Origin of the sequence: Streptomyces sp. NPDC048584, assembly GCF_043199595.1 — a bacterium.
In the GTDB taxonomy this organism is placed as follows: Bacteria; Actinomycetota; Actinomycetes; order Streptomycetales; family Streptomycetaceae; genus Streptomyces; species Streptomyces edwardsiae.
This window is the reverse complement of sequence record NZ_JBICWF010000006.1, coordinates 230,288-248,158: the sequence shown is the minus strand read 5'-3', so window position 1 is coordinate 248,158 and position 17,871 is coordinate 230,288. Positions and strand designations below refer to the sequence as shown.

The following is a 17,871-nucleotide window of genomic DNA, read 5'->3' as shown; positions in this document are numbered from 1 at the left end:
ACCCCTGGCGGGGGGAGCGGGTCAGCCGTTGACGAAGTCCTCGCGGGCCAGCAGTCCGGTGTCCGGGTTGTCGGTGAAGACACCGTCGATGCCGGTGGCGAAGTAGGCCCGGTAGGCGCCGAGGACGTCGCCGTACGCGTCGGGGTCGCTGCCCTTGCGGAACTCGGCGGGCAGGAAGGGGTTCTCGTTGCGCATGGTGTAGGGGTGCAGGATCAGACCCGCCCGGTGCGCGTCGCGGACCAGGGTCGTCGGCTCGGTGAGCCGGCCGGCGGCGTCGCGCGGGATGACCAGGTCGAGGGTGGGCCCGATGCCCTGGGCGTAGGAGGCGATCTCCTTGAGCCCCTGGGGGGTGATGAGGTCGGCGACGGTGCGCGGGTCACCGGACTCGACGAAGTCCCAGGGGCGGCTGCTCGCGCCGGACAGCAGGACCACGAGCGGGTTGTCCACGAGCCTGTTGAGGCGCTGGATGCTGGTGGGCTCGAACGACTGCAGGATCACCGGCGCGTTACGGCGGTCCTTGCCGTGCCTGCGGAGGATCTTCGCGACCCGCTCCTCCAGGCCCAGGCCGAGACCGCGGAAGTAGGTGGGGTGCTTGGTCTCGGGGTAGATCCAGACCTGCTTGCCGCGCTTGCGGGTCTGCTCGTCCTGCCAGCGCAGCACCTCCTCGAAGGTGGGGATCTCCCAGCGCCCGTCGTAGAGGGTGTTGTGCGGGCGGTTGGCCGGGATGCGCTCGACGGCGCGCAGCCGCTTCAGCTCGGCGAGCGTGAAGTCCTCGGTGAACCAGCCGGTGACGGCGGCGCCGTCCAGTGTCTTGGTGGTCCTGCGCCCGGCGAACTCGGAGTGGTCGGCGACGTCCGTGGTGCCGCCGATCTCCGGCTCGTGCCGGCAGACGAGGTGGCCGTCCCGGGTGGGGACGAGGTCACCGGCTTCGACGATGTCGGCGCCCATGTCGAGGGCGAGCCGGTACGAGCCGAGGGTGTGCTCGGGCCGGTAGCCGCTGGCCCCGCGGTGCCCGACGATGGTCGGCACGGGCAGGCCCTTCAGTCCCCTGCCGCCGCCACCACCGCCCCCGTGCCGGGCGTCGGCCGCTGTCGCCGTGCCGCCCAGCGCCAGGACCGTTCCGCCGGCGCCGAGCACCGCCGCGCCGAGGAGCGCCCGCCGCCCGGTTCCGCCCGCCTGTTCGTTCGACTCCCGCGTTCCCATGAGGACCCCTCCTGCTGTCGGCTCGTCCGGTGCGCCGCGATCGTAGGGGTGTGCGGATGACGCACGGGAGACCCCGGGCCGAACAGACGGATGATGTTGCATGGCGTACGCCCCTCATACGTATGACGTACGTCTGTCGTATTCCGGCGGGGATGTGACGGCTCGTCCGGTTGGGCCGGACGGACGCGGGAACGCGGGCGGGGTGCGGCCGCGAGGCCCGGTACGGGCGAATGGCGCCGGGTCAAGAGTGAGTAAGACCTCGGTGAACTCCCCCGATCCCGATGTGCGCAACACCCCGCGCCGCGAGTAATGTCCTCACCTGCACAGACTCGTACGGCATCCGCCGACGTCCGTTCCCCACCGGAGGGCCACGTTGTCCCGCTTCGCGCTCATCAAGGCAGTGCTCGGTCCGATCATGCGCCTGATGTTCCGCACACGCGTGGAGGGTGTGGAGAACATCCCGGGCGACGGTCCGGTGATCCTCGCCGGCAACCATCTCACCTTCATCGACTCCGTGATCATGCCGCTGACCTGCGACCGGCAGGTCATGTTCATCGGCAAGGACGAGTACGTCACCGGCAAGGGGCTCAAGGGCCGGCTGATGGCGTGGTTCTTCACCGGTGTCGGCATGGTCCCCGTCGACCGGGACGGCGGCCGGGGCGGGGTCGCCGCGCTGATGACGGGGCGCCGGATTCTGGACGAGGGCAAGGTCTTCGGCATCTACCCGGAGGGCACGCGCTCTCCCGACGGGCGGCTGTACCGGGGCCGTACCGGCATCGCCCGGCTCACGCTGATGACGGGCGCGCCGGTTGTGCCGTTCGCCGTCATCGGCACGGACAAGTTGCAGCCGGGCGGGGCGGGGATGCCTCGGCCCGGCCGCGTGACCGTGCGGTTCGGTGAGGCGATGGAGTTCTCCCGGTACGAGGGGATGGACCGGGACCGGTATGTGCTGCGGGCGGTGACCGACTCGGTGATGGCCGAGGTCATGCGGTTGTCGGGGCAGGAGTATGTGGACATGTACGCCAGTAAGGCGAAGGCGGCGGCGTAGCTTTCGCTGGGCAGCGGGGGTGCGGTCGTTCCGCGCGTGCGGGTGCGTTGTGGCTGGTCGCGCGGTTCCCCGCGCCCCTGAGGTTGGTGGTCAGCCGCTTGCTCCCTGCCCCGCACGGAAGCCGGACCGAGCCGCTTGCTCCCCGGCCCCGCACGGAAACCAGACCGAGCCGCTTGTTCACGGTCGCCCACGTCCGTCCGCTCAGTGCCAGGGCAGTTCGCCGCGTTGTGCCCAGTAGGTGTGGGGGGATTCCGCCAGCGTGGACAGGCGGGCCATATGGGCTTCCGTGAGGTCCACCGCCGGGGCGTGCAGGTTGGAGACCAGGTGGGGAGTGGTTGCCGCTCCTGAGAGGACCACACCGGCCCACGGTTGGCGCAGGACCACCGCGAGGGCCACCGCGTCGGGACCCTGGCCCGTCTCCTCGGCCACCGTCCGCAGTGCCTCGGGAGCGTTCCCTGCCGCCAGACGGCCGTTGGCCATGCCCTCCTTGACGATCACCGTCAGTCCGGCGTCATGGGCCTCGGCGAGCGCGGGGCCCGCGGAGGTCTCCAGGGCGTTGTACGTCGACTGAACCGTGCGGAACAGGGGCTCTCCGTCGACCTCGACGGCGAGGGCGGCTCGGATGGCGTCCGCCTGGGCCGGGCCGCTGGTCGAGAAGCCGACGGTCAGGCCGCCGCGCGCCGCCTCCGCGAGCCGGGCGTGCAGTTCCTTGTCGGTGAGGGCGGGGCTCTCGGGGGTCACCGAGTGGATCTGGTAGAGGTCGAGCCGGTCCCCGAGCAGCGCCTCGGACTCGGCGAGCTGACGCTCGTACGCCGCGAGGGAGTGGTCCTTGACCTCGTGCTTGTCCGCGTCGGTGGTCCAGTCGGCGGTGTAGGTGTAGCCCCATTTGCTGCCGATGACGATGTCGTCGACGTCGGTCCGCTTCTTCAGCCAGTCGGCGAGGAACTCCTCGGAGCGGCCGTAGGAGCGGGCGGCGTCGAAGTAGCGGACGCCCTGGGCGTAGGCGGCGTCGAGGAGTTCGTGCGTGCGGGTGTGCAGCGTCTCGACGCTGCGGTTCTCTCCGAGGTCTTCGTCTCGGCCGAGGTTGATGTAGCCGGGGCGGCCGACGGCGGCGAGGCCCAGGCCGATGTGGCAGGTGGGGGTTGTCGCTGTCGCCAGTCGGGCGAAGGGCATCGCGGGCTCCGTTCGGTCGGGTCCGGTACGGTTCCCGACCAACGTAACCCGCGATGACCTTGGCTTGGCCCAAGAGCTCGGGTACCGCGGTTGTTTCGCGACTGCGGGTGCCTTGGGGTTCTTCGCGCGGTTCCCCGTGCCCCTGGGAAGCTGCCCCCAGCGGCGTTCGATCAGCTCTGCCTCTTCGCGTTCGCCCACTCGTGCTGGGCCGCCACGTTCGCCTTCACCTCTGCCAGCTGGATCGCGACCGCGCTCGGGGCGGTGCCGCCCCTGCCGTCGCGGGAGGCGAGGGCGCCGGGGACGTTGAGGACCGAGCGGACCTCCGGGGTGAGGTGGGCGGAGATCTTGGCGAACTGGTCGTCGGTGAGTTCGTCGAGTTCCTTGTTCTCGGCCTCGGCGGCCTTGACGCACTCGCCCGCGACCTCGTGGGCGACACGGAACGGGACGCCCTGCTTGACCAGCCACTCGGCGATGTCGGTGGCGAGGGAGAAGCCGGCGGGGGCCAGTTCCTCCATGCGCTCGCGGTGCACGGTGAGCGTGGCCATCATGCCGGTGAAGGCGGGAAGCAGGACCTCCAGCTGGTCGATGGAGTCGAAGACCGGCTCCTTGTCCTCCTGGAGGTCGCGGTTGTACGCGAGGGGCAGTGCCTTGAGCGTGGCCATCAGGCCGGTCAGATTGCCGATCAGCCGGCCGGACTTGCCGCGCGCCAGCTCGGCGATGTCCGGGTTCTTCTTCTGCGGCATGATCGAGGAGCCGGTGGAGTAGGCGTCGTGCAGGGTGACGAAGGAGAACTCCTTCGTGTTCCAGATGATGATCTCCTCGGCGATCCGGGAGACGTTGATCCCGATCATCGCCGTGATGAAGGCGAACTCGGCGACGAAGTCCCGGGAGGCGGTGCCGTCGATGGAGTTGGCCGCGCTGCCGTGCTCGAAGCCGAGGTCCTCGGCGACGGCCTCCGGGTCCAGGCCCAGGGAGGAACCGGCGAGCGCGCCCGAGCCGTACGGGGACACCGCCGTGCGCTCGTCCCACTGGCGCAGCCGCTCCCCGTCCCGGGACAGTGCCTGGACGTGGGCGAGGACATGGTGGGCGAAGAGCACCGGCTGGGCGTGCTGGAGGTGGGTGCGGCCGGGCATGGCCACGTCCGGGTGGGCCTCGGCGAGGCCGACGAGCGCGTCCTGGAGGTCGGCGATCAGTCCGCCGACGAGCCGGGCGTGGTCCCGCAGATACATGCGGAAGAGGGTCGCCACCTGGTCGTTGCGGGACCGGCCGGCGCGCAGCTTGCCGCCGAGGTCGGGGCCGAGCCGCTCCAGCAGGCCCCGCTCGAGGGCGGTGTGGACGTCCTCGTCGGCGATGGTGCCCACGAAGTCGCCGGACGCCACGTCCGCTTCGAGCCGGCCGAGTCCGGCGAGCATCCGGGTCAGCTCGTCCTCGGTGAGCAGCCCCGCCGAGTGCAGCACACGGGCGTGGGCACGCGAGCCGGCGATGTCGTAGGGCGCGAGCCGCCAGTCGAAGTGGACGGACGCGGACAGCTTCGCCAGAGCCTCGGCGGGCCCGTCGGCGAACCGCCCGCCCCAGAGCCGTACGTCACCACTGTTGCTGCTCACTACCTGCGCTCCTCGAGAAGGGTGATGAAAAGCGCCCCGGAAGGGGCGCGAGGAACCGCGCGACCAGCCACACGGGCCCGCGGTTCCCCTCCCACAGCGATAGCCTGACGCGTCAGGCGAGATCCCGCTTCGCGGCAATCTTCGCCGACAGACTGTAGATGTCGATGAACCCCTTGGCCGCCGCCTGGTCGAACGTGTCGCCCGTGTCGTACGTCGCCAGGTTGAAGTCGTACAGGGACGACTCCGAGCGCCGGCCGGTGACGACGGCGCGGCCGCCGTGCAGGGTCATCCGGATGTCGCCGTTGACGTGCTGGTTGGCCTCGGTGATGAAGCCGTCCAGGGCGCGCTTGAGCGGGGAGAACCACTGGCCGTCGTAGACCAGTTCGCCCCAGCGCTGCTCGACCTGCCGCTTGTAGCGGGCGAGTTCACGCTCGACCGTGACGTTCTCCAGCTCCTGGTGGGCGGTGATCAGGGCGATCGCGCCGGGAGCCTCGTACACCTCGCGGGACTTGATGCCGACGAGGCGGTCCTCGACCATGTCGATCCGGCCGATGCCCTGGGCGCCGGCGCGCTCGTTGAGCTGCTGGATGGCCTGGAGCACCGTGACGGGCTTGCCGTCGATGGCGACCGGCACACCCTCCTTGAAGGTGATGACGACCTCGTCGGGCTCACGCGTCACGGCGGGGTTCTGCGTGTACTCGTAGACGTCCTCGATCGGGGCGTTCCAGATGTCCTCGAGGAAGCCCGTCTCGACGGCGCGGCCGAACACGTTCTGGTCGATGGAGTACGGGGACTTCTTGGTGGTCGCGATCGGCAGGCCCTTGGCCTCGCAGAAGGCGATGGCCTTGTCGCGGGTCATGGCGTAGTCGCGGACCGGGGCGATGCACTTCAGGTCGGGGGCGAGGGCGACGATGCCGGCCTCGAAGCGGACCTGGTCGTTGCCCTTGCCGGTGCAGCCGTGGGCGACGGTGGTGGCGCCGTGCTTCTGCGCGGCGGCGACGAGGTGCTTGACGATCGTCGGCCGGGACAGCGCGGAGACCAGCGGGTAGCGGTCCATGTAGAGGGCGTTGGCCTTGATCGCCGGGAGGCAGTACTCGTCGGCGAACTCGTCCTTGGCGTCGGCGACCTCGGCCTCGACGGCACCGCAGGCGAGGGCGCGCTTGCGGATGACGTCCAGGTCCTCGCCGCCCTGGCCGACGTCGACCGCAACGGCGATGACCTCGGCGCCCGTCTCCTCGGCGATCCAGCCGATGGCGACGGAGGTGTCCAGACCGCCTGAATAGGCGAGTACGACGCGCTCGGTCACGGGTTTCTCCTCACAGTGCATTCGCTGACATGCATGAGTATGCAGCAGTCTGCATGAATCGTCAATCTGCCCGTCGATCCGGCCCCCCTTGAACGCTGGAAACCGCTTTCGCGTACTTGTCGCCGGACGCAGGCGCCGCGTCGGACCGAGCGAGACAGCACGACAGACCATTCGTGACACCCCCGACCCGAGTGAGGCAATCCGCATGTCCAGGGCTCTTCCGAAGTACAACAAGCGCCGTGTCGGCTTCATCGGCGGTGCCGCCGCGGTGGCGCTGACCGGCGCCGTGATCGCCGGTACCGCGCTCGCCGGTGAGTCGTCCGGGGGCGGCGGCGACGCGAAGGACGCCCGGACGCTGGCGGGCCCCGGCACGATCTCCTGCCCCGATGTCGCCCCCGAACTCCCGGCGATCCCGGCCTCCGCGCAGGCCGAGGTCGAACGCAACCTCGGCGACCTCGACAAGCAGATCGCCGAAGCGAACAAGCGACTCGTAGACACCGCCGGACAGGGCGGACCGAACTTCGTCCAGAACGCCATCCTCGGCCCCCTCGAGGACAAACGCGTCGCCGCCGTCAACCGCATCGCCACCGCCATCGGCCGCACCGCCGAACGCCCCGCCGGACTCGACGCGCTCGCCCCGTGCTCGCTCGGCGCGGAGGGTGCGGCGGGGCAGGACGACGCGGGCGCCGGCGGGGAGGGGGCGACGCCGCCGCCCACTCAGGAGGCCACGACGCCACCCGCCGCCGGGGAGGAGGGCGGACAGAGCACCGGCGTCGGCACGATCTCCTGCCCCGATGTCGCCCCCGAACTCCCGGCGATCCCGGCCTCCGCGCAGGCCGAGGTCGAACGCAACCTCGGCGACCTCGACAAGCAGATCGCCGAAGCGAACAAGCGACTCGTCGACACCGCCGGACAGGGCGGACCGAACTTCGTCCAGAACGCCATCCTCGGCCCCCTCGAGGACAAACGCGTCGCCGCCGTCAACCGCATCGCCACCGCCATCGGCCGCACCGCCGAACGCCCCGCAGGACTGGACTCCCTGGCCGCCTGCACGCTCACCAAGTGAGGTGACAGGCGCTGTGGCCGCCCCGCACAAACGCCGGCCGGGGCGGCCACGGTGACGACGGCCTCCAGTCAGTTGCTTAGACAAACGAAAGAATGTGTTCCATAATCGGTGCCCATGGGAAAGACGTATGAGCGCATCGACGGCCGCCTCCGCGCCTTCATCGAGGAACAGCCGGTCTTCTTCACCGCCACCGCCCCCCTGTCCGCCGACGGCACGGTCAATCTCTCGCCCAAGGGGCTCAAGGGGTCCTTCGCGATCCTGGACGAGCTCACCGTGGCCTATCTCGACTTCGCCGGATCCAACGCCGAGACCATCGCGCATCTGCGGGAGAACGGCCGGATCACCCTGATGTGGTGCGCGTTCCAGGGGCCGCCCAACATCGTGCGTGTGCACGGCCGGGGCGAGCCCGTCTTCCGTGACGACCCCCGCTTCGCGGGCCTGCTCGCCCGCTTCCCCGACATCGACCCCTCGGCCCACGGGCTGCGCGCCGTCGTCGTCGTGACGGCCGAACTGATCCGGGACACCTGCGGCTACGCGGTGCCCTTCATGGCGTACGAGAGCGAACGGGACCTGCACGCCAAGCGGTTCGCGCGGGAGGACGACGCCTCGCTCGACGCGTACTTCACCAAGAAGGAGTACATCGCGACCAGCCTGGACGGTCTTCCCGGGCTGCCGTTGCCGCTGCCCCCCTCTACCGTCTGAGCCATGCGCCCAGGTGCCGCCCCCGCCGCCGTACTCGTCTGTCTGTCCCTGCTGCTGCTCGGCGCCGGACGGCCGTCCGCGCCGCTGCCGGACCGGATGGCGGACACCGGGGGCGGCACCCAGCTGATCACCGCGGTGGCGCCGGCCGCCGGCTCGACGACCGGGACCGTGACCTGGTGGGACCGCGAAGGCGGCCGCTGGGTCGCGGCGGGCTCCGCCCCGGCCCGCTTCGGGGCGAACGGCCTCACCGAGGGCGCCGCCCGGCGGCAGGGCACGAACACCACTCCCACCGGGCTGTACGGGATGCCGTACGCCTTCGGCATCGACGCGGCACCGCGCGGGACGGCGTACACGTACCGTCCGGTGCGGCGGAACTCCTGGTGGTGCCAGGACAACGACTCGCGCTCCTACAACCGCTGGACCGAGCCCCGTGCGGCCGACTGCCGGGCCGCCCGGGCCGAGCACCTGATCGGCTACCGCGCGCAGTACGCCCATGCCCTCGTCGTCGATTTCAACTACCGGCGTCCGGTGCGCGGCCGGGGCGCCGGGATCTTCCTGCACGTCAACGGGCGCGGGGCCACCGCGGGATGCGTGTCCGTGCCGAAGGCGGCCATGCGCGCGATCCTGCGCTGGGCCGATCCCGCACGGAGTCCGCACCTCGCGATCGGCACCGGAAGCGGGCACACGGCGATCACCCGGTACTGAAACCGGATTTTCCTCTGAACACTCCAGCATGACGGCACGTATGTGTGGGCCAAGGGTCAAGTCCCCACGGAGGAACCGTGACCACCACGCTCGCCGGCGGCCGTGCCGCCCGCCGCCAGACGATGCGCCGCATCCGTCCGCGCCGCTCCCCCGCCGTGCCCCTGTTGCTCGCGGTGGCCGCGGGCGCGGTGGCCGTGCTGTGGTTGTGGTGGACCAACACACCGTCCATCGCCGACACCACCGGGAAGATCATCGCCGCGGGCCGGATCACCGGTCTGCTGGCGGGCTATCTGATGGCCCTGGTGGTGCTCCAGATGGCACGCGTGCCCGCGCTGGAACGCCGGGTGGGCTCGGACCGGGTCGCCCGCTGGCACGCGATGAGCGGCCGCTACACCGTCAGCCTGGTCATCGCGCACGTCTTCCTGATCATGTGGGGCTACGCCCGTCAGGCGGGCAAGAGCCTCGGCGACATCGTGCAGCAGACGATCACGTCCATCAACACGCTCCCGGACATGGGCAAGGCCGCGATCGGCACCGGTCTGCTGTTCGTGATCGCGTTCATCTCCATCGGCCCGATCCGGCGCCGGCTGCCGTACGACGGCTGGTACCACGTGCACCTGCTGACGTACGCGGCGGTCTTCCTGACGTTCTGGCACCAGATCACCACCGGCAACGAGTTCGCCGTCCAGCCGGCGGCGAAGACCTTCTGGTACGGGCTCTACGGCGTGGTGACCGCGCTGGTGCTGTGGTACCGGATCATCACCCCGGTACGGCTGAACATGCGGCACCGGATGCGGGTGGAGGCGGTCATCGAGGAGACGCCGGGCATCGTGTCCGTCCTGATCGGCGGGCGCAGGCTGCACCGGATGGGCGCGGAGGCCGGGCAGTTCTTCCGCTGGCGGTTCAAGGCGCCGGGCATGCGGTTCAGCTCCCACCCGTACTCGCTGTCGGCGGCGCCCCGCCCCGACATGCTGCGGATCACGGTCAAGGCGATCGGCGACCACACCTCCCGGCTGCGCGAACTGACGCCCGGCACGAAGGTGTGGGCGGAGGGCCCGTACGGCGCGCTGACCGCGCAGCGGCGCAGCCGGGGCAAGGTGCTACTGGTCGCGGGCGGGGTGGGCATCACCCCGATGCGTGCGCTGTTCGAGACGCTGCCCGGCGCCTCCGGCGACATCACCCTGCTCTACCGGGCGAACAGCACGCAGGACCTGGCGCTGTGGGGCGAGCTGGCGAAGATCGCCGACGAGCGCGGGGCCCGGCTGATGTACGCGGTGAACAGCCCCGACGGCGAGCGCCCGGACATCTCGGCGGAGAGCCTGCGGCGGAAGATCCCGGACGTCGACCGTCACGACGTGTTCATGTGCGGTCCGCCCGGGTTCGCGCAGTCGGTGTACGAGGCGCTGCGCGGCGCCGGGGTCCCCGCGCGCCGTATCCACCACGAGTCGTTCGAAATGTGAGCGCCGGATCAGCCACGCGATCCAGCCGGGTCGTCCACACCCATCAGGAGCCTGAGAAACGATGAGGAAGAGTCACCCCGTCCGACGGGCCGTGCTCGCGACCGCCGCCACCGTGTCCGGCATCGTGCTGCTGTTGTCGCTGAAGCCGGCGTCCGACCCCGGCTCGGCCGCCGCGGCCGGCGGCGCGGCCCCGCCCGCGGCGGCCCAGTCCCCGCAGGGCGGCGCCGCACAGCCGATCGGGAACGGCACCGTCACCGGTGACGCCGCACAGACCCAGTACGGGGCGGTGCAGGTCCGGCTGACGGTGAGCGGCGGGAAGATCACCAGGGCGGAGGCGGTACAGGCGCCCAAGGGCGGGCAGAGCGACCAGGTCACGTCCGGCTCCGTGCCCCGGCTGAACCAGGCGGCCGTGGCGGCGCAGAGCGCGGACATCGACGTGGTGTCGGGGGCGACGTACACGAGCGGCGGGTACAAGAAGTCGTTGCAGTCGGCGCTGGACAAGGCGCGGGCGGCGGCCGGGTCCGGGCAGGGTTCCGGGGAGGATGCCGGGGATGGAAGCGCTCAGGCGCGGACCGTCACCGGGGACGTCGCGCAGACGCAGTACGGACCGGTCCAGGTACGCGTCACCGTCAGCGGCGGGAAGATCACCAAGGCGGAGGCGGTGCAGACGCCCAAGGGCGGGCAGAGCGACCAGGTCACCGCGAACGCGGTGCCGAAGCTCAACCAGGCCGCCGTGGCGGCCGGGGACGCGGAGATCGACGCCGTGTCGGGGGCCACCTACACCAGCGCGGGATACCGGCAGTCGCTGCAGTCGGCGCTGGACAAGGCCGGTGGCTGAGACGGTGGCCGAGCCGGCCGAGGCTCCCGCCGCGGTGCGTCACGTGGAGGAGACGATGGGGACCGTCTTCTCCATCGACGTCCGCGGCGGGGAACCCGCTGCGGTGCGCGCGGCGCTGGAGGAGGCGGTCGCGGGGCTGCACCGGGTGGACGAGGTGTTCAGCACATACCGCGACGACAGCCAGATCTCGCGGCTGGCGCGCGGGGAGCTGGACGTCGGGGAGTGTGCTGCCGAGGTCGCCGAGGTCCTGGAGCTGGCGGCGGAGGCGGAGCGGGTGAGTGAGGGCTGGTTCAGTCCGCGCTACCGGGGGTCGCTGGATCCCACGGGGATCGTCAAGGGGTGGGCCGTGGAGCGGGCCGCGCGGCGGCTCGCCGCGGCAGGGGCCACCGGGGTGAGCGTCAACGGGGGCGGGGACGTGCAGTTGCTGGGGGTGCCCGGTGCGGGGCGGCCCTGGCGGGTGGGGGTGTCGGATCCGTTGCGGCCCGGAGGGCTGGCGGCGGTCGTCTCGGCGGCCGGGGTATCGGAGCTGGCGGTGGCCACGTCCGGGACGGCGGAGCGTGGGGATCACATCGTCGATCCGCGGACGGGGCGGTCGGCCGTGACCGATCTGGTCGCGGTGACGGTGGTCGCGGCGCGGCTGACGTGGGCGGACTGCTGGGCCACGGCGGCGTTCGCGATGGGTGCGCGGGAGGGTTTGGCGTGGCTGGAATCCCTGCCGGGGGTGGAGGCCCTGCTGATCACGGCGGGCGACGAGGTCCGCTGCACCGGGGGTTTGGCGGGCTGGCTCGGCTGACCGCCGGGGGTGAGCGGAGCTCGCGAGCTCACCCGCGCCGCAGCTGAGGTACCGGCGCGTCACTCCCCCGCGTTCGCGGGGTGCCGCTGCGCCCACCCGTGCCGCCCCAGCGGCACGACCGCCCGCAGCTACGGCGGCTTCTCAAACCCCGGCGGCACAACCCCCAGGGGCGCGGGGAACTGCGCGATCGGCCCCGACGGCGCCGCAGGAGCACGAATGCCCGCAGCTGGAGCAGCGCCGGGACTGCAGCTCCCCAGGGGCGCGGGGAACTGCGCGACCAGCCACCACGGCGCCGCCGGGGGGGCGTACCCGAGAAACCCGCGGAGTGCTCAGTGGCCGTTCTGCGCCAGGCGCAGCAGGTGGTCCGCCAAGGCCTGTCCCCCCGCCGGCTCCCGGCTGATCAGCATCAGCGTGTCGTCGCCGGCGATCGTGCCGAGGATGTCGTGAAGTTCCGCCTGGTCGATGGCCGAGGCAAGGAACTGCGCGGCACCGGGCGGGGTGCGCAGAACCACGAGATTCGCGGAAGCCTCCGCGGAGATCAGCAGCTCCTGCGACAGCCGCCGCATCCGCTCCTCCTTCGCGGACTCCCCGAGCGGCGCCCGCGGCGTACGGAACCCGCCCTCGCTGGGCACCGCGTAGATCAGGTCGCCCTCGTGGTTGCGGATCTTCACCGCGTTCAGCTCGTCCAGGTCGCGGGAGAGCGTCGCCTGGGTGACGCTCAGCCCGTCGTCCGCGAGCAGCTTCGCCAGCTGGCTCTGCGACCGCACCGGCTGCCGGTTGAGGATGTCCACGATCCGGCGGTGGCGCGCGGTACGCGTCTGCGGCACGGCAGGCCCCGCCTGCTGTCCCTGGTCCTGCTCCTGGCTCATCGTCGTCTCATTCTCCGGATCGTCCTTCCCCGCCCGCCGTACCGGCCTGGTCCAGGATGCCGGGCAGCGCCCCGAGGAAGGCGTCCACCGCGTCGTCCCCGAGGGTCAGCGGCGGCATGAGCCGTACGACATCGGGGGCGGGCGCGTTCACGAGGAAGCCCGCGTCCTGGGCCGCCTGCTGCGCCTGGGGCGCGAGCGGCTCGGTGAGCACGATACCCAGGAGCAGTCCCGCACCCCGGACATGGTCGATCAAGGCGTGGCCGAGCGCCTCGATGCCGCCGCGGAGCCGCTCGCCCTGCCGCTTGACGTTCTCGAGGAGCCCCTCCTCGGCGATCGTGTCGAGGACGGCGAGTCCGGCGGCGCAGGCGACGGGGTTGCCGCCGAACGTCGTACCGTGCTGGCCGGGCCCCAGCAGATCGGCGGCGCGGCCGAAGGCGACGGTGGCGCCGAGCGGCAGCCCGCCGCCGAGCCCCTTGGCCAGGGTGACGACGTCCGGCAGGACGCCCTCGTGGGCCTGGTACTCGAACCAGGTCCCGGTCCGGCCGATCCCGGTCTGCACCTCGTCCAGCACCAGCAGCGCACCCGTGGCCGCGGTGATCGCGCGGGCCGCCTTGAGGTAGCCGGGCGGGGGCACGACGACCCCGTTCTCGCCCTGGATCGGCTCGATGACGACGAGCGCGGTGTCCTCGGTGACCGCGGCGGCGAGCGCCTGGGCGTCGCCATAGGGGACGTGGGTGACGTCCCCGGGCAGCGGCTCGAAGGGTGCGCGCTTGGCGGGCTGGCCGGTGAGGGCGAGGGCGCCCATGGTGCGCCCGTGGAAGCCGCCGTCGGTGGCGACCATGTGGCCCCGCCCGGTCAGCCGGCCGATCTTGAAGGCGGCCTCGTTGGCCTCGGCGCCCGAGTTGCAGAAGAAGACCCTGCCGTCGCGGCCGAAGAGCTGGACGAGCCGTTCGGCGAGCGCGACGGGCGGTTCGGCGACGAACAGGTTGGAGATATGGCCGAGGGAGGCGATCTGCCGGCTCACGGCCTCGACGACGGCCGGGTGGGCGTGACCGAGCGCGTTGACGGCGATACCGCCCACGAAGTCGGTGTACTCCCTGCCGTCGGCGTCCCAGACCTTCGGGCCCTCGCCCCGGACGAGGGGCAGGCGCGGCGTGCCGTAGTTGTTCATCAGCGCGCCCTGCCACCGTGCGGTGAGTTCTGCGTTGGTCACGACTCCCCCTGTTCGTCGGGCACGACCATCGTGCCGATGCCCTCGTCGGTGAAGATCTCCAGCAGGATCGAGTGCTGGACCCGGCCGTCGATGACGCGGGCGGTGGTGACGCCGCCCCGTACGGCGTGCAGACAGCCCTCCATCTTCGGCACCATGCCGGAGGACAGCTCCGGCAGGAGCTTCTCGAGCTGGGACGCGGTGAGGCGGCTGATCACCTCGTCGCTGTTCGGCCAGTCCTCGTAGAGTCCCTCGACGTCCGTGAGGACCATGAGGGTTTCGGCGCCCAGTGCAGCAGCGAGTGCCGCAGCCGCCGTATCAGCATTGACGTTGTAGACATGGTGGTCGTCCTGGCTGCGGGCGATCGAGGAGACGACGGGGATACGGCCGTCGGCGAGCAGTGCCTCGATCGCGCCCGTGTCGATCGCGGTGATCTCGCCCACCCGCCCGATGTCGACCGGTTCTCCGTCGATCGTGGGCCGGTGCCTGGTGGCGGTGAGGGTGTGCGCGTCCTCGCCGGTGAGGCCGACGGCGAGCGGTCCGTGCCGGTTGAGCAGCCCGACCAGCTCCCGCTGCACCTGTCCGGCGAGCACCATGCGTACGACGTCCATGGCGTCCTCGGTGGTGACGCGCAGGCCGGCCTTGAACTCGCTGACGATGCCGTGCCGGTCGAGGGCGGCGCTGATCTGCGGGCCGCCGCCGTGCACGACGACGGGCTTGAGGCCGGCGTGCCGCAGGAAGACGACGTCCTGGGCGAAGGCGGCCTTCAGGTCCTCGTCGATCATGGCGTTGCCGCCGAACTTGATGACCACGGTCTTGCCGTGGTGCCGGGTCAGCCAGGGCAGCGCCTCGACGAGGATCTGCGCCTTGGGCAGCGCGGTGTGCTTCCGCGTGGGTCCGTTGCTCATGAGGAGTACGCGCTGTTCTCGTGGACGTAGTCGGCGGTGAGGTCGTTGGTCCAGATGGTGGCGGTGGCGTCGCCGGCGGCGAGGTCGGCCACGATGTGGATCTCGCGGTACCGCATGTCGACCCGGTCGCGGTCCTCGCCGACGCCGCCGTTGCGGCACACCCAGACGCCGTTGATGGCGACGTTGAGCTCGTCGGGCTCGAAGGCGGCCCGGGTGGTGCCGATGGCGGAGAGGACGCGCCCCCAGTTGGGGTCCTCGCCGTGCAGGGCGCATTTGAGGAGGTTGTTGCGGGCGATGGAGCGGCCCACCTCGACGGCGTCGTCCTCGGTCGCGGCGCCCACGACCTCGACCTTGATGTCCTTGCTGGCGCCCTCGGCGTCGCGGATGAGCTGCTGGCCGAGGTCGTCGCAGACGGCCCGTACGGCGTCGGCGAACTCCTCGTAGTCCGGGGCGACTTCGGAGGCGCCGGAGGCGAGCAGCAGCACGGTGTCGTTGGTGGACATGCAGCCGTCGGAGTCGACGCGGTCGAAGGTGACCCGGGTGGCGTCGCGCAGGGCCTTGTCGAGGACGTCGGGGCCGAGGTCGGCGTCGGTGGTGAGGACGACGAGCATGGTGGCCAGGCCGGGGGCGAGCATGCCGGCGCCCTTGGCCATGCCGCCGACGGTCCAGCCGTCCTTGGTCACCACGGACGTCTTGTGCACGGTGTCGGTGGTCTTGATGGCGATGGCGGCCTTCTCCCCGCCGTGCTCGGACAGCTGCTCCGCCGCGGTCTCGACGCCGGGGAGCAGCTTGTCCATGGGGAGCAGGACGCCGATGAGTCCGGTGGAGCACACGGCGATCTCGCCCGCGCCCGTGCCGAGCACCTCGGCGGCCTTCTCGGCGGTCGCGTGGGTGTCCTGGAAGCCCTTGGGCCCCGTGCAGGCGTTGGCGCCGCCGGAGTTGAGGACGACGGCGGACAACTGCCCGCTCTTCAGCACCTGCTCGGACCAGAGCACGGGTGCCGCCTTGACGCGGTTGGAGGTGAAGACGCCGGCGGCGGCGCGACGGGGGCCGTTGTTGACCACGAGGGCCAGGTCGGGGTTGCCGTTCTCCTTGATCCCGGCGGCGATGCCCGCCGCCGTGAATCCCTGTGCTGCCGTCACACTCACTGTGTCTCCTCGTTCGCTTCTCCGACCGTGCAGCGCAGAGGTGCGGGCATCGTGCTCGTCTGCGGCCCGGCGGCTGCACGTGCGTCGCTCACGGCGCGACTCCGATCGTCGTCAGCCCGGTGGTCTCGTCGAGACCCAGGGCGAGGTTCATGCTCTGGACGGCACCGCCCGCGGTGCCCTTGGTCAGGTTGTCGATGGCGCTGATCACGATGATCCGGTGCGTGGCGGCGTCGTACGCGACCTGGATCTGAACGGCGTTGGAACCGTGGACGGACGCGGTCGCCGGCCACTGGCCCTCGGGGAGCAGCCGGACGAAGGGCTCGTCGGCGAAGGCCTTCTCGTAGACGGAGCGCAGGGACTCGGCGGTGACGCCGGGCTTCGCCCTGGCGTTGCAGGTGGCGAGGATGCCGCGGGGCATCGGCGCGAGGGTCGGCGTGAAGGAGACGGCGACCCGCTCGCCCGCCGCCGCGCTGAGGTTCTGGATCATCTCGGGGGTGTGCCGGTGCCCGCCGCCCACGCCGTACGGCGACATGGAGCCCATGACCTCGGAGCCGAGGAGGTGCGGCTTGGCGGACTTGCCCGCGCCGGAGGTGCCGGAGGCGGCGACGATCACCGCATCGGGCTCGGCCAGCCCCGCGGCGTACGCCGGGAAGAGGGCGAGGGAGACGGCGGTCGGGTAGCAACCGGGCACCGCTACGCGCTTGGACCCCTCCAGCGCGGCGCGGGCACCCGGCAGTTCGGGCAGGCCGTAGGGCCAGGTGCCGGCGTGCGGGGAGCCGTAGAACGCGTCCCAGTCGGCGGCGTCCCGCAGCCGGAAGTCGGCGCCCATGTCGATCACGAGCACCTCCTCGCCGAGCTGCTCGGCGACGGCGGCGGACTGGCCGTGCGGCAGCGCGAGGAACACGACGTCGTGCCCGGCGAGCGCCTCGGGCGTGGTCGGCTCCAGTACACGGTCGGCCAGGGGCACCAGATGCGGCTGGAGCGCGCCCAGCCGCTGTCCGGCGTTGGAGTTGCCGGTCAGGGCGCCGATCTCGGTCCCGGGGTGCGTCAGGAGCAGACGCAGCAGCTCTCCGCCCGCATACCCGCTCGCTCCGGCCACCGCCGCACGTACCACCATGGAAAACCCTCCTCCTGGAGAGCATGACTATACGTATCCATGCACGTTTATGCAATGCACCCCCGAAACGATTCCGCGGCTGCGGTGGCGGGGGTCAGACCAGGAGTGTCAGGCCGACGAAGAGCACGACGGGGGTGAGGAGCAGGGCGGCGAGGTGGCCGAGCAGGGTGCGGGGCAGGCCGAGCGCGGCGAACAGCACGGTTCCGCCGACCAGCCACCAGCCGTAGATCCGCAGCGCCAGCTCCTGTGCGGCACTCTCCTCCTCGCGGGTCGACGGGTTCCCGATCCCCCCGATGGCCAGCCACAGGAGTATGCCGCCGACCAGGGCGTTCGCCGCCATGACGAAGGGTGCGACGGACCTGTCGGACCGCCGCACCCTCTTCCAGACCCTCAGGACGCTCATGAGTACGAGAGCGTAACCCGGAGGGTCAGCGGTCACCGCTGCTTGATCCGCAGGAACGTCACCGAGTTGGCCGGAAAGGTGTACGTGAACACGTCGTCGACGCCCCGGAACGTGGACGTCACCGGGGTGACCGGGGCGTCCGTCTCCGTGTTGACCGCGTCCGCGTCGGCGGCCAGCGCGGTCACGCGGACCTTCGAGGAGACCCGGGCGCCGCCGGGGTCGATCGCGGTGCGGGCCTCGGCCGGCTTGTCGTCGGTCAGTGGTCAGCACTTCGAACGGCAAGATAGGGAGGAGGCAGGAGCACGTCAATGGGTCGTG

The 17,871-nt window shown here is 71.4% G+C and carries 17 protein-coding genes and 1 pseudogene; 7 read left to right on the top strand and 11 right to left on the bottom strand.

Annotated elements, in window-relative coordinates:
* Window positions 1–21 precede the first annotated feature (21 nt).
* Window positions 22–1,203 (bottom strand): glycerophosphodiester phosphodiesterase, encoded by a 1,182-nt coding sequence (locus ACGFR9_RS16055; protein ID WP_393208113.1) that lies wholly within the window; start codon window positions 1,201–1,203, stop codon window positions 22–24.
* Window positions 1,204–1,576: 373 nt separating this feature from the next.
* Between ACGFR9_RS16055 and ACGFR9_RS16050 the strand changes: the two genes are divergently transcribed.
* Entirely contained in the window at window positions 1,577–2,251 is a 675-nt protein-coding gene (locus ACGFR9_RS16050) for a lysophospholipid acyltransferase family protein (RefSeq protein WP_393208110.1), read from the top strand.
* A gap of 201 nt (window positions 2,252–2,452) precedes the next feature.
* Here ACGFR9_RS16050 and ACGFR9_RS16045 read toward each other — a convergent pair whose 3' ends face one another.
* The 3 genes from ACGFR9_RS16045 to ACGFR9_RS16035 form a co-directional block, all read right to left on the bottom strand.
* Window positions 2,453–3,424, bottom strand: coding sequence for an aldo/keto reductase (locus tag ACGFR9_RS16045; protein ID WP_393208107.1), 972 nt, complete (start codon window positions 3,422–3,424; stop codon window positions 2,453–2,455).
* A gap of 170 nt (window positions 3,425–3,594) precedes the next feature.
* Entirely contained in the window at window positions 3,595–5,028 is a 1,434-nt protein-coding gene (gene argH, locus ACGFR9_RS16040) for an argininosuccinate lyase (RefSeq protein ID WP_393208104.1), read from the bottom strand.
* Window positions 5,029–5,140: 112 nt separating this feature from the next.
* A complete protein-coding gene (locus ACGFR9_RS16035) occupies window positions 5,141–6,334 on the bottom strand; it encodes an argininosuccinate synthase (RefSeq protein WP_393208101.1) in 1,194 nt (397 codons plus the stop codon).
* 205 nt (window positions 6,335–6,539) lie between these two features.
* On the opposite strand from ACGFR9_RS16035, the gene ACGFR9_RS16030 reads away from it, so the two are divergent.
* The 6 genes from ACGFR9_RS16030 (at window position 6,540) to ACGFR9_RS16005 (ending at window position 11,898) form a co-directional block, all read left to right on the top strand.
* Entirely contained in the window at window positions 6,540–7,400 is an 861-nt protein-coding gene (locus tag ACGFR9_RS16030; protein ID WP_393208098.1) for a hypothetical protein, read from the top strand.
* 114 nt (window positions 7,401–7,514) lie between these two features.
* Window positions 7,515–8,102, top strand: coding sequence for a pyridoxamine 5'-phosphate oxidase family protein (locus ACGFR9_RS16025; RefSeq protein ID WP_393208095.1), 588 nt, complete (start codon window positions 7,515–7,517; stop codon window positions 8,100–8,102).
* Between the two features lie 3 nt (window positions 8,103–8,105).
* Window positions 8,106–8,807, top strand: a complete 702-nt coding sequence (locus ACGFR9_RS16020; RefSeq protein ID WP_393208092.1) for a L,D-transpeptidase — start codon at window positions 8,106–8,108, stop codon at window positions 8,805–8,807.
* Between the two features lie 77 nt (window positions 8,808–8,884).
* Window positions 8,885–10,267, top strand: coding sequence for a ferric reductase-like transmembrane domain-containing protein (locus tag ACGFR9_RS16015; protein WP_393208089.1), 1,383 nt, complete (start codon window positions 8,885–8,887; stop codon window positions 10,265–10,267).
* A 61-nt stretch (window positions 10,268–10,328) separates the two neighbouring features.
* Entirely contained in the window at window positions 10,329–11,105 is a 777-nt protein-coding gene (locus ACGFR9_RS16010) for an FMN-binding protein (RefSeq protein WP_393208086.1), read from the top strand.
* Between the two features lie 55 nt (window positions 11,106–11,160).
* Window positions 11,161–11,898 (top strand): FAD:protein FMN transferase, encoded by a 738-nt coding sequence (locus tag ACGFR9_RS16005; RefSeq protein WP_393208560.1) that lies wholly within the window; start codon window positions 11,161–11,163, stop codon window positions 11,896–11,898.
* Window positions 11,899–12,227: 329 nt separating this feature from the next.
* Here ACGFR9_RS16005 and ACGFR9_RS16000 read toward each other — a convergent pair whose 3' ends face one another.
* The 7 genes and pseudogenes from ACGFR9_RS16000 to ACGFR9_RS15970 all read right to left on the bottom strand — a co-directional run.
* A complete protein-coding gene (locus tag ACGFR9_RS16000; RefSeq protein ID WP_030225205.1) occupies window positions 12,228–12,767 on the bottom strand; it encodes an arginine repressor in 540 nt (179 codons plus the stop codon).
* Window positions 12,768–12,774: 7 nt separating this feature from the next.
* Window positions 12,775–13,980 carry an acetylornithine transaminase gene (locus tag ACGFR9_RS15995; protein ID WP_393208083.1) on the bottom strand — a complete coding sequence of 402 codons (1,206 nt, stop codon included), beginning with the start codon at window positions 13,978–13,980 and terminating at the stop codon, window positions 12,775–12,777.
* Window positions 13,977–14,885 (bottom strand): acetylglutamate kinase, encoded by a 909-nt coding sequence (gene argB / locus ACGFR9_RS15990; protein ID WP_393208080.1) that lies wholly within the window; start codon window positions 14,883–14,885, stop codon window positions 13,977–13,979. Before argB ends, ACGFR9_RS15995 begins: the two co-directional genes overlap by 4 nt.
* Complete coding sequence (argJ, locus tag ACGFR9_RS15985; RefSeq protein ID WP_393208077.1) at window positions 14,882–16,033, bottom strand: bifunctional glutamate N-acetyltransferase/amino-acid acetyltransferase ArgJ; 1,152 nt, start codon at window positions 16,031–16,033, stop codon at window positions 14,882–14,884. The genes argB and argJ overlap by 4 nt, the downstream gene beginning before the upstream one ends.
* An 88-nt stretch (window positions 16,034–16,121) precedes the next feature.
* The gene (gene argC / locus ACGFR9_RS15980; protein ID WP_393208074.1) at window positions 16,122–17,150 is read right to left on the bottom strand and encodes an N-acetyl-gamma-glutamyl-phosphate reductase; all 1,029 of its coding nucleotides are present in this window, start codon (window positions 17,148–17,150) and stop codon (window positions 16,122–16,124) included.
* Between the two features lie 94 nt (window positions 17,151–17,244).
* Window positions 17,245–17,553: a hypothetical protein gene (locus ACGFR9_RS15975; RefSeq protein WP_393208071.1), complete on the bottom strand. Its 309-nt coding sequence runs from the start codon at window positions 17,551–17,553 to the stop codon at window positions 17,245–17,247.
* A 32-nt stretch (window positions 17,554–17,585) separates the two neighbouring features.
* Window positions 17,586–17,801 (bottom strand): annotated as a pseudogene (locus ACGFR9_RS15970) (hypothetical protein); the annotation flags it as partial.
* Between the last annotated feature and the right edge of the window lie 70 nt (window positions 17,802–17,871).

Excerpts from the sequence above, each read along its gene's own strand:
- ACGFR9_RS16000 (WP_030225205.1), bottom strand. The coding sequence starts at position 12,767 with ATGAGCCAGGAGCAGGACCAGGGACAGCAGGCGGGGCCTGCCGTGCCG.
- argC (WP_393208074.1), bottom strand. The coding sequence starts at position 17,150 with ATGGTGGTACGTGCGGCGGTGGCCGGAGCGAGCGGGTATGCGGGCGGA.
- ACGFR9_RS16020 (WP_393208092.1), top strand. The coding sequence starts at position 8,106 with ATGCGCCCAGGTGCCGCCCCCGCCGCCGTACTCGTCTGTCTGTCCCTG.
- ACGFR9_RS16005 (WP_393208560.1), top strand. The coding sequence starts at position 11,161 with ATGGGGACCGTCTTCTCCATCGACGTCCGCGGCGGGGAACCCGCTGCG.
- ACGFR9_RS16025 (WP_393208095.1), top strand. The coding sequence starts at position 7,515 with ATGGGAAAGACGTATGAGCGCATCGACGGCCGCCTCCGCGCCTTCATC.
- ACGFR9_RS16010 (WP_393208086.1), top strand. The coding sequence starts at position 10,329 with ATGAGGAAGAGTCACCCCGTCCGACGGGCCGTGCTCGCGACCGCCGCC.
- ACGFR9_RS16055 (WP_393208113.1), bottom strand. The coding sequence starts at position 1,203 with ATGGGAACGCGGGAGTCGAACGAACAGGCGGGCGGAACCGGGCGGCGG.
- ACGFR9_RS15975 (WP_393208071.1), bottom strand. The coding sequence starts at position 17,553 with ATGAGCGTCCTGAGGGTCTGGAAGAGGGTGCGGCGGTCCGACAGGTCC.
- ACGFR9_RS16030 (WP_393208098.1), top strand. The coding sequence starts at position 6,540 with ATGTCCAGGGCTCTTCCGAAGTACAACAAGCGCCGTGTCGGCTTCATC.
- ACGFR9_RS16045 (WP_393208107.1), bottom strand. The coding sequence starts at position 3,424 with ATGCCCTTCGCCCGACTGGCGACAGCGACAACCCCCACCTGCCACATC.
- argB (WP_393208080.1), bottom strand. The coding sequence starts at position 14,885 with ATGAGCAACGGACCCACGCGGAAGCACACCGCGCTGCCCAAGGCGCAG.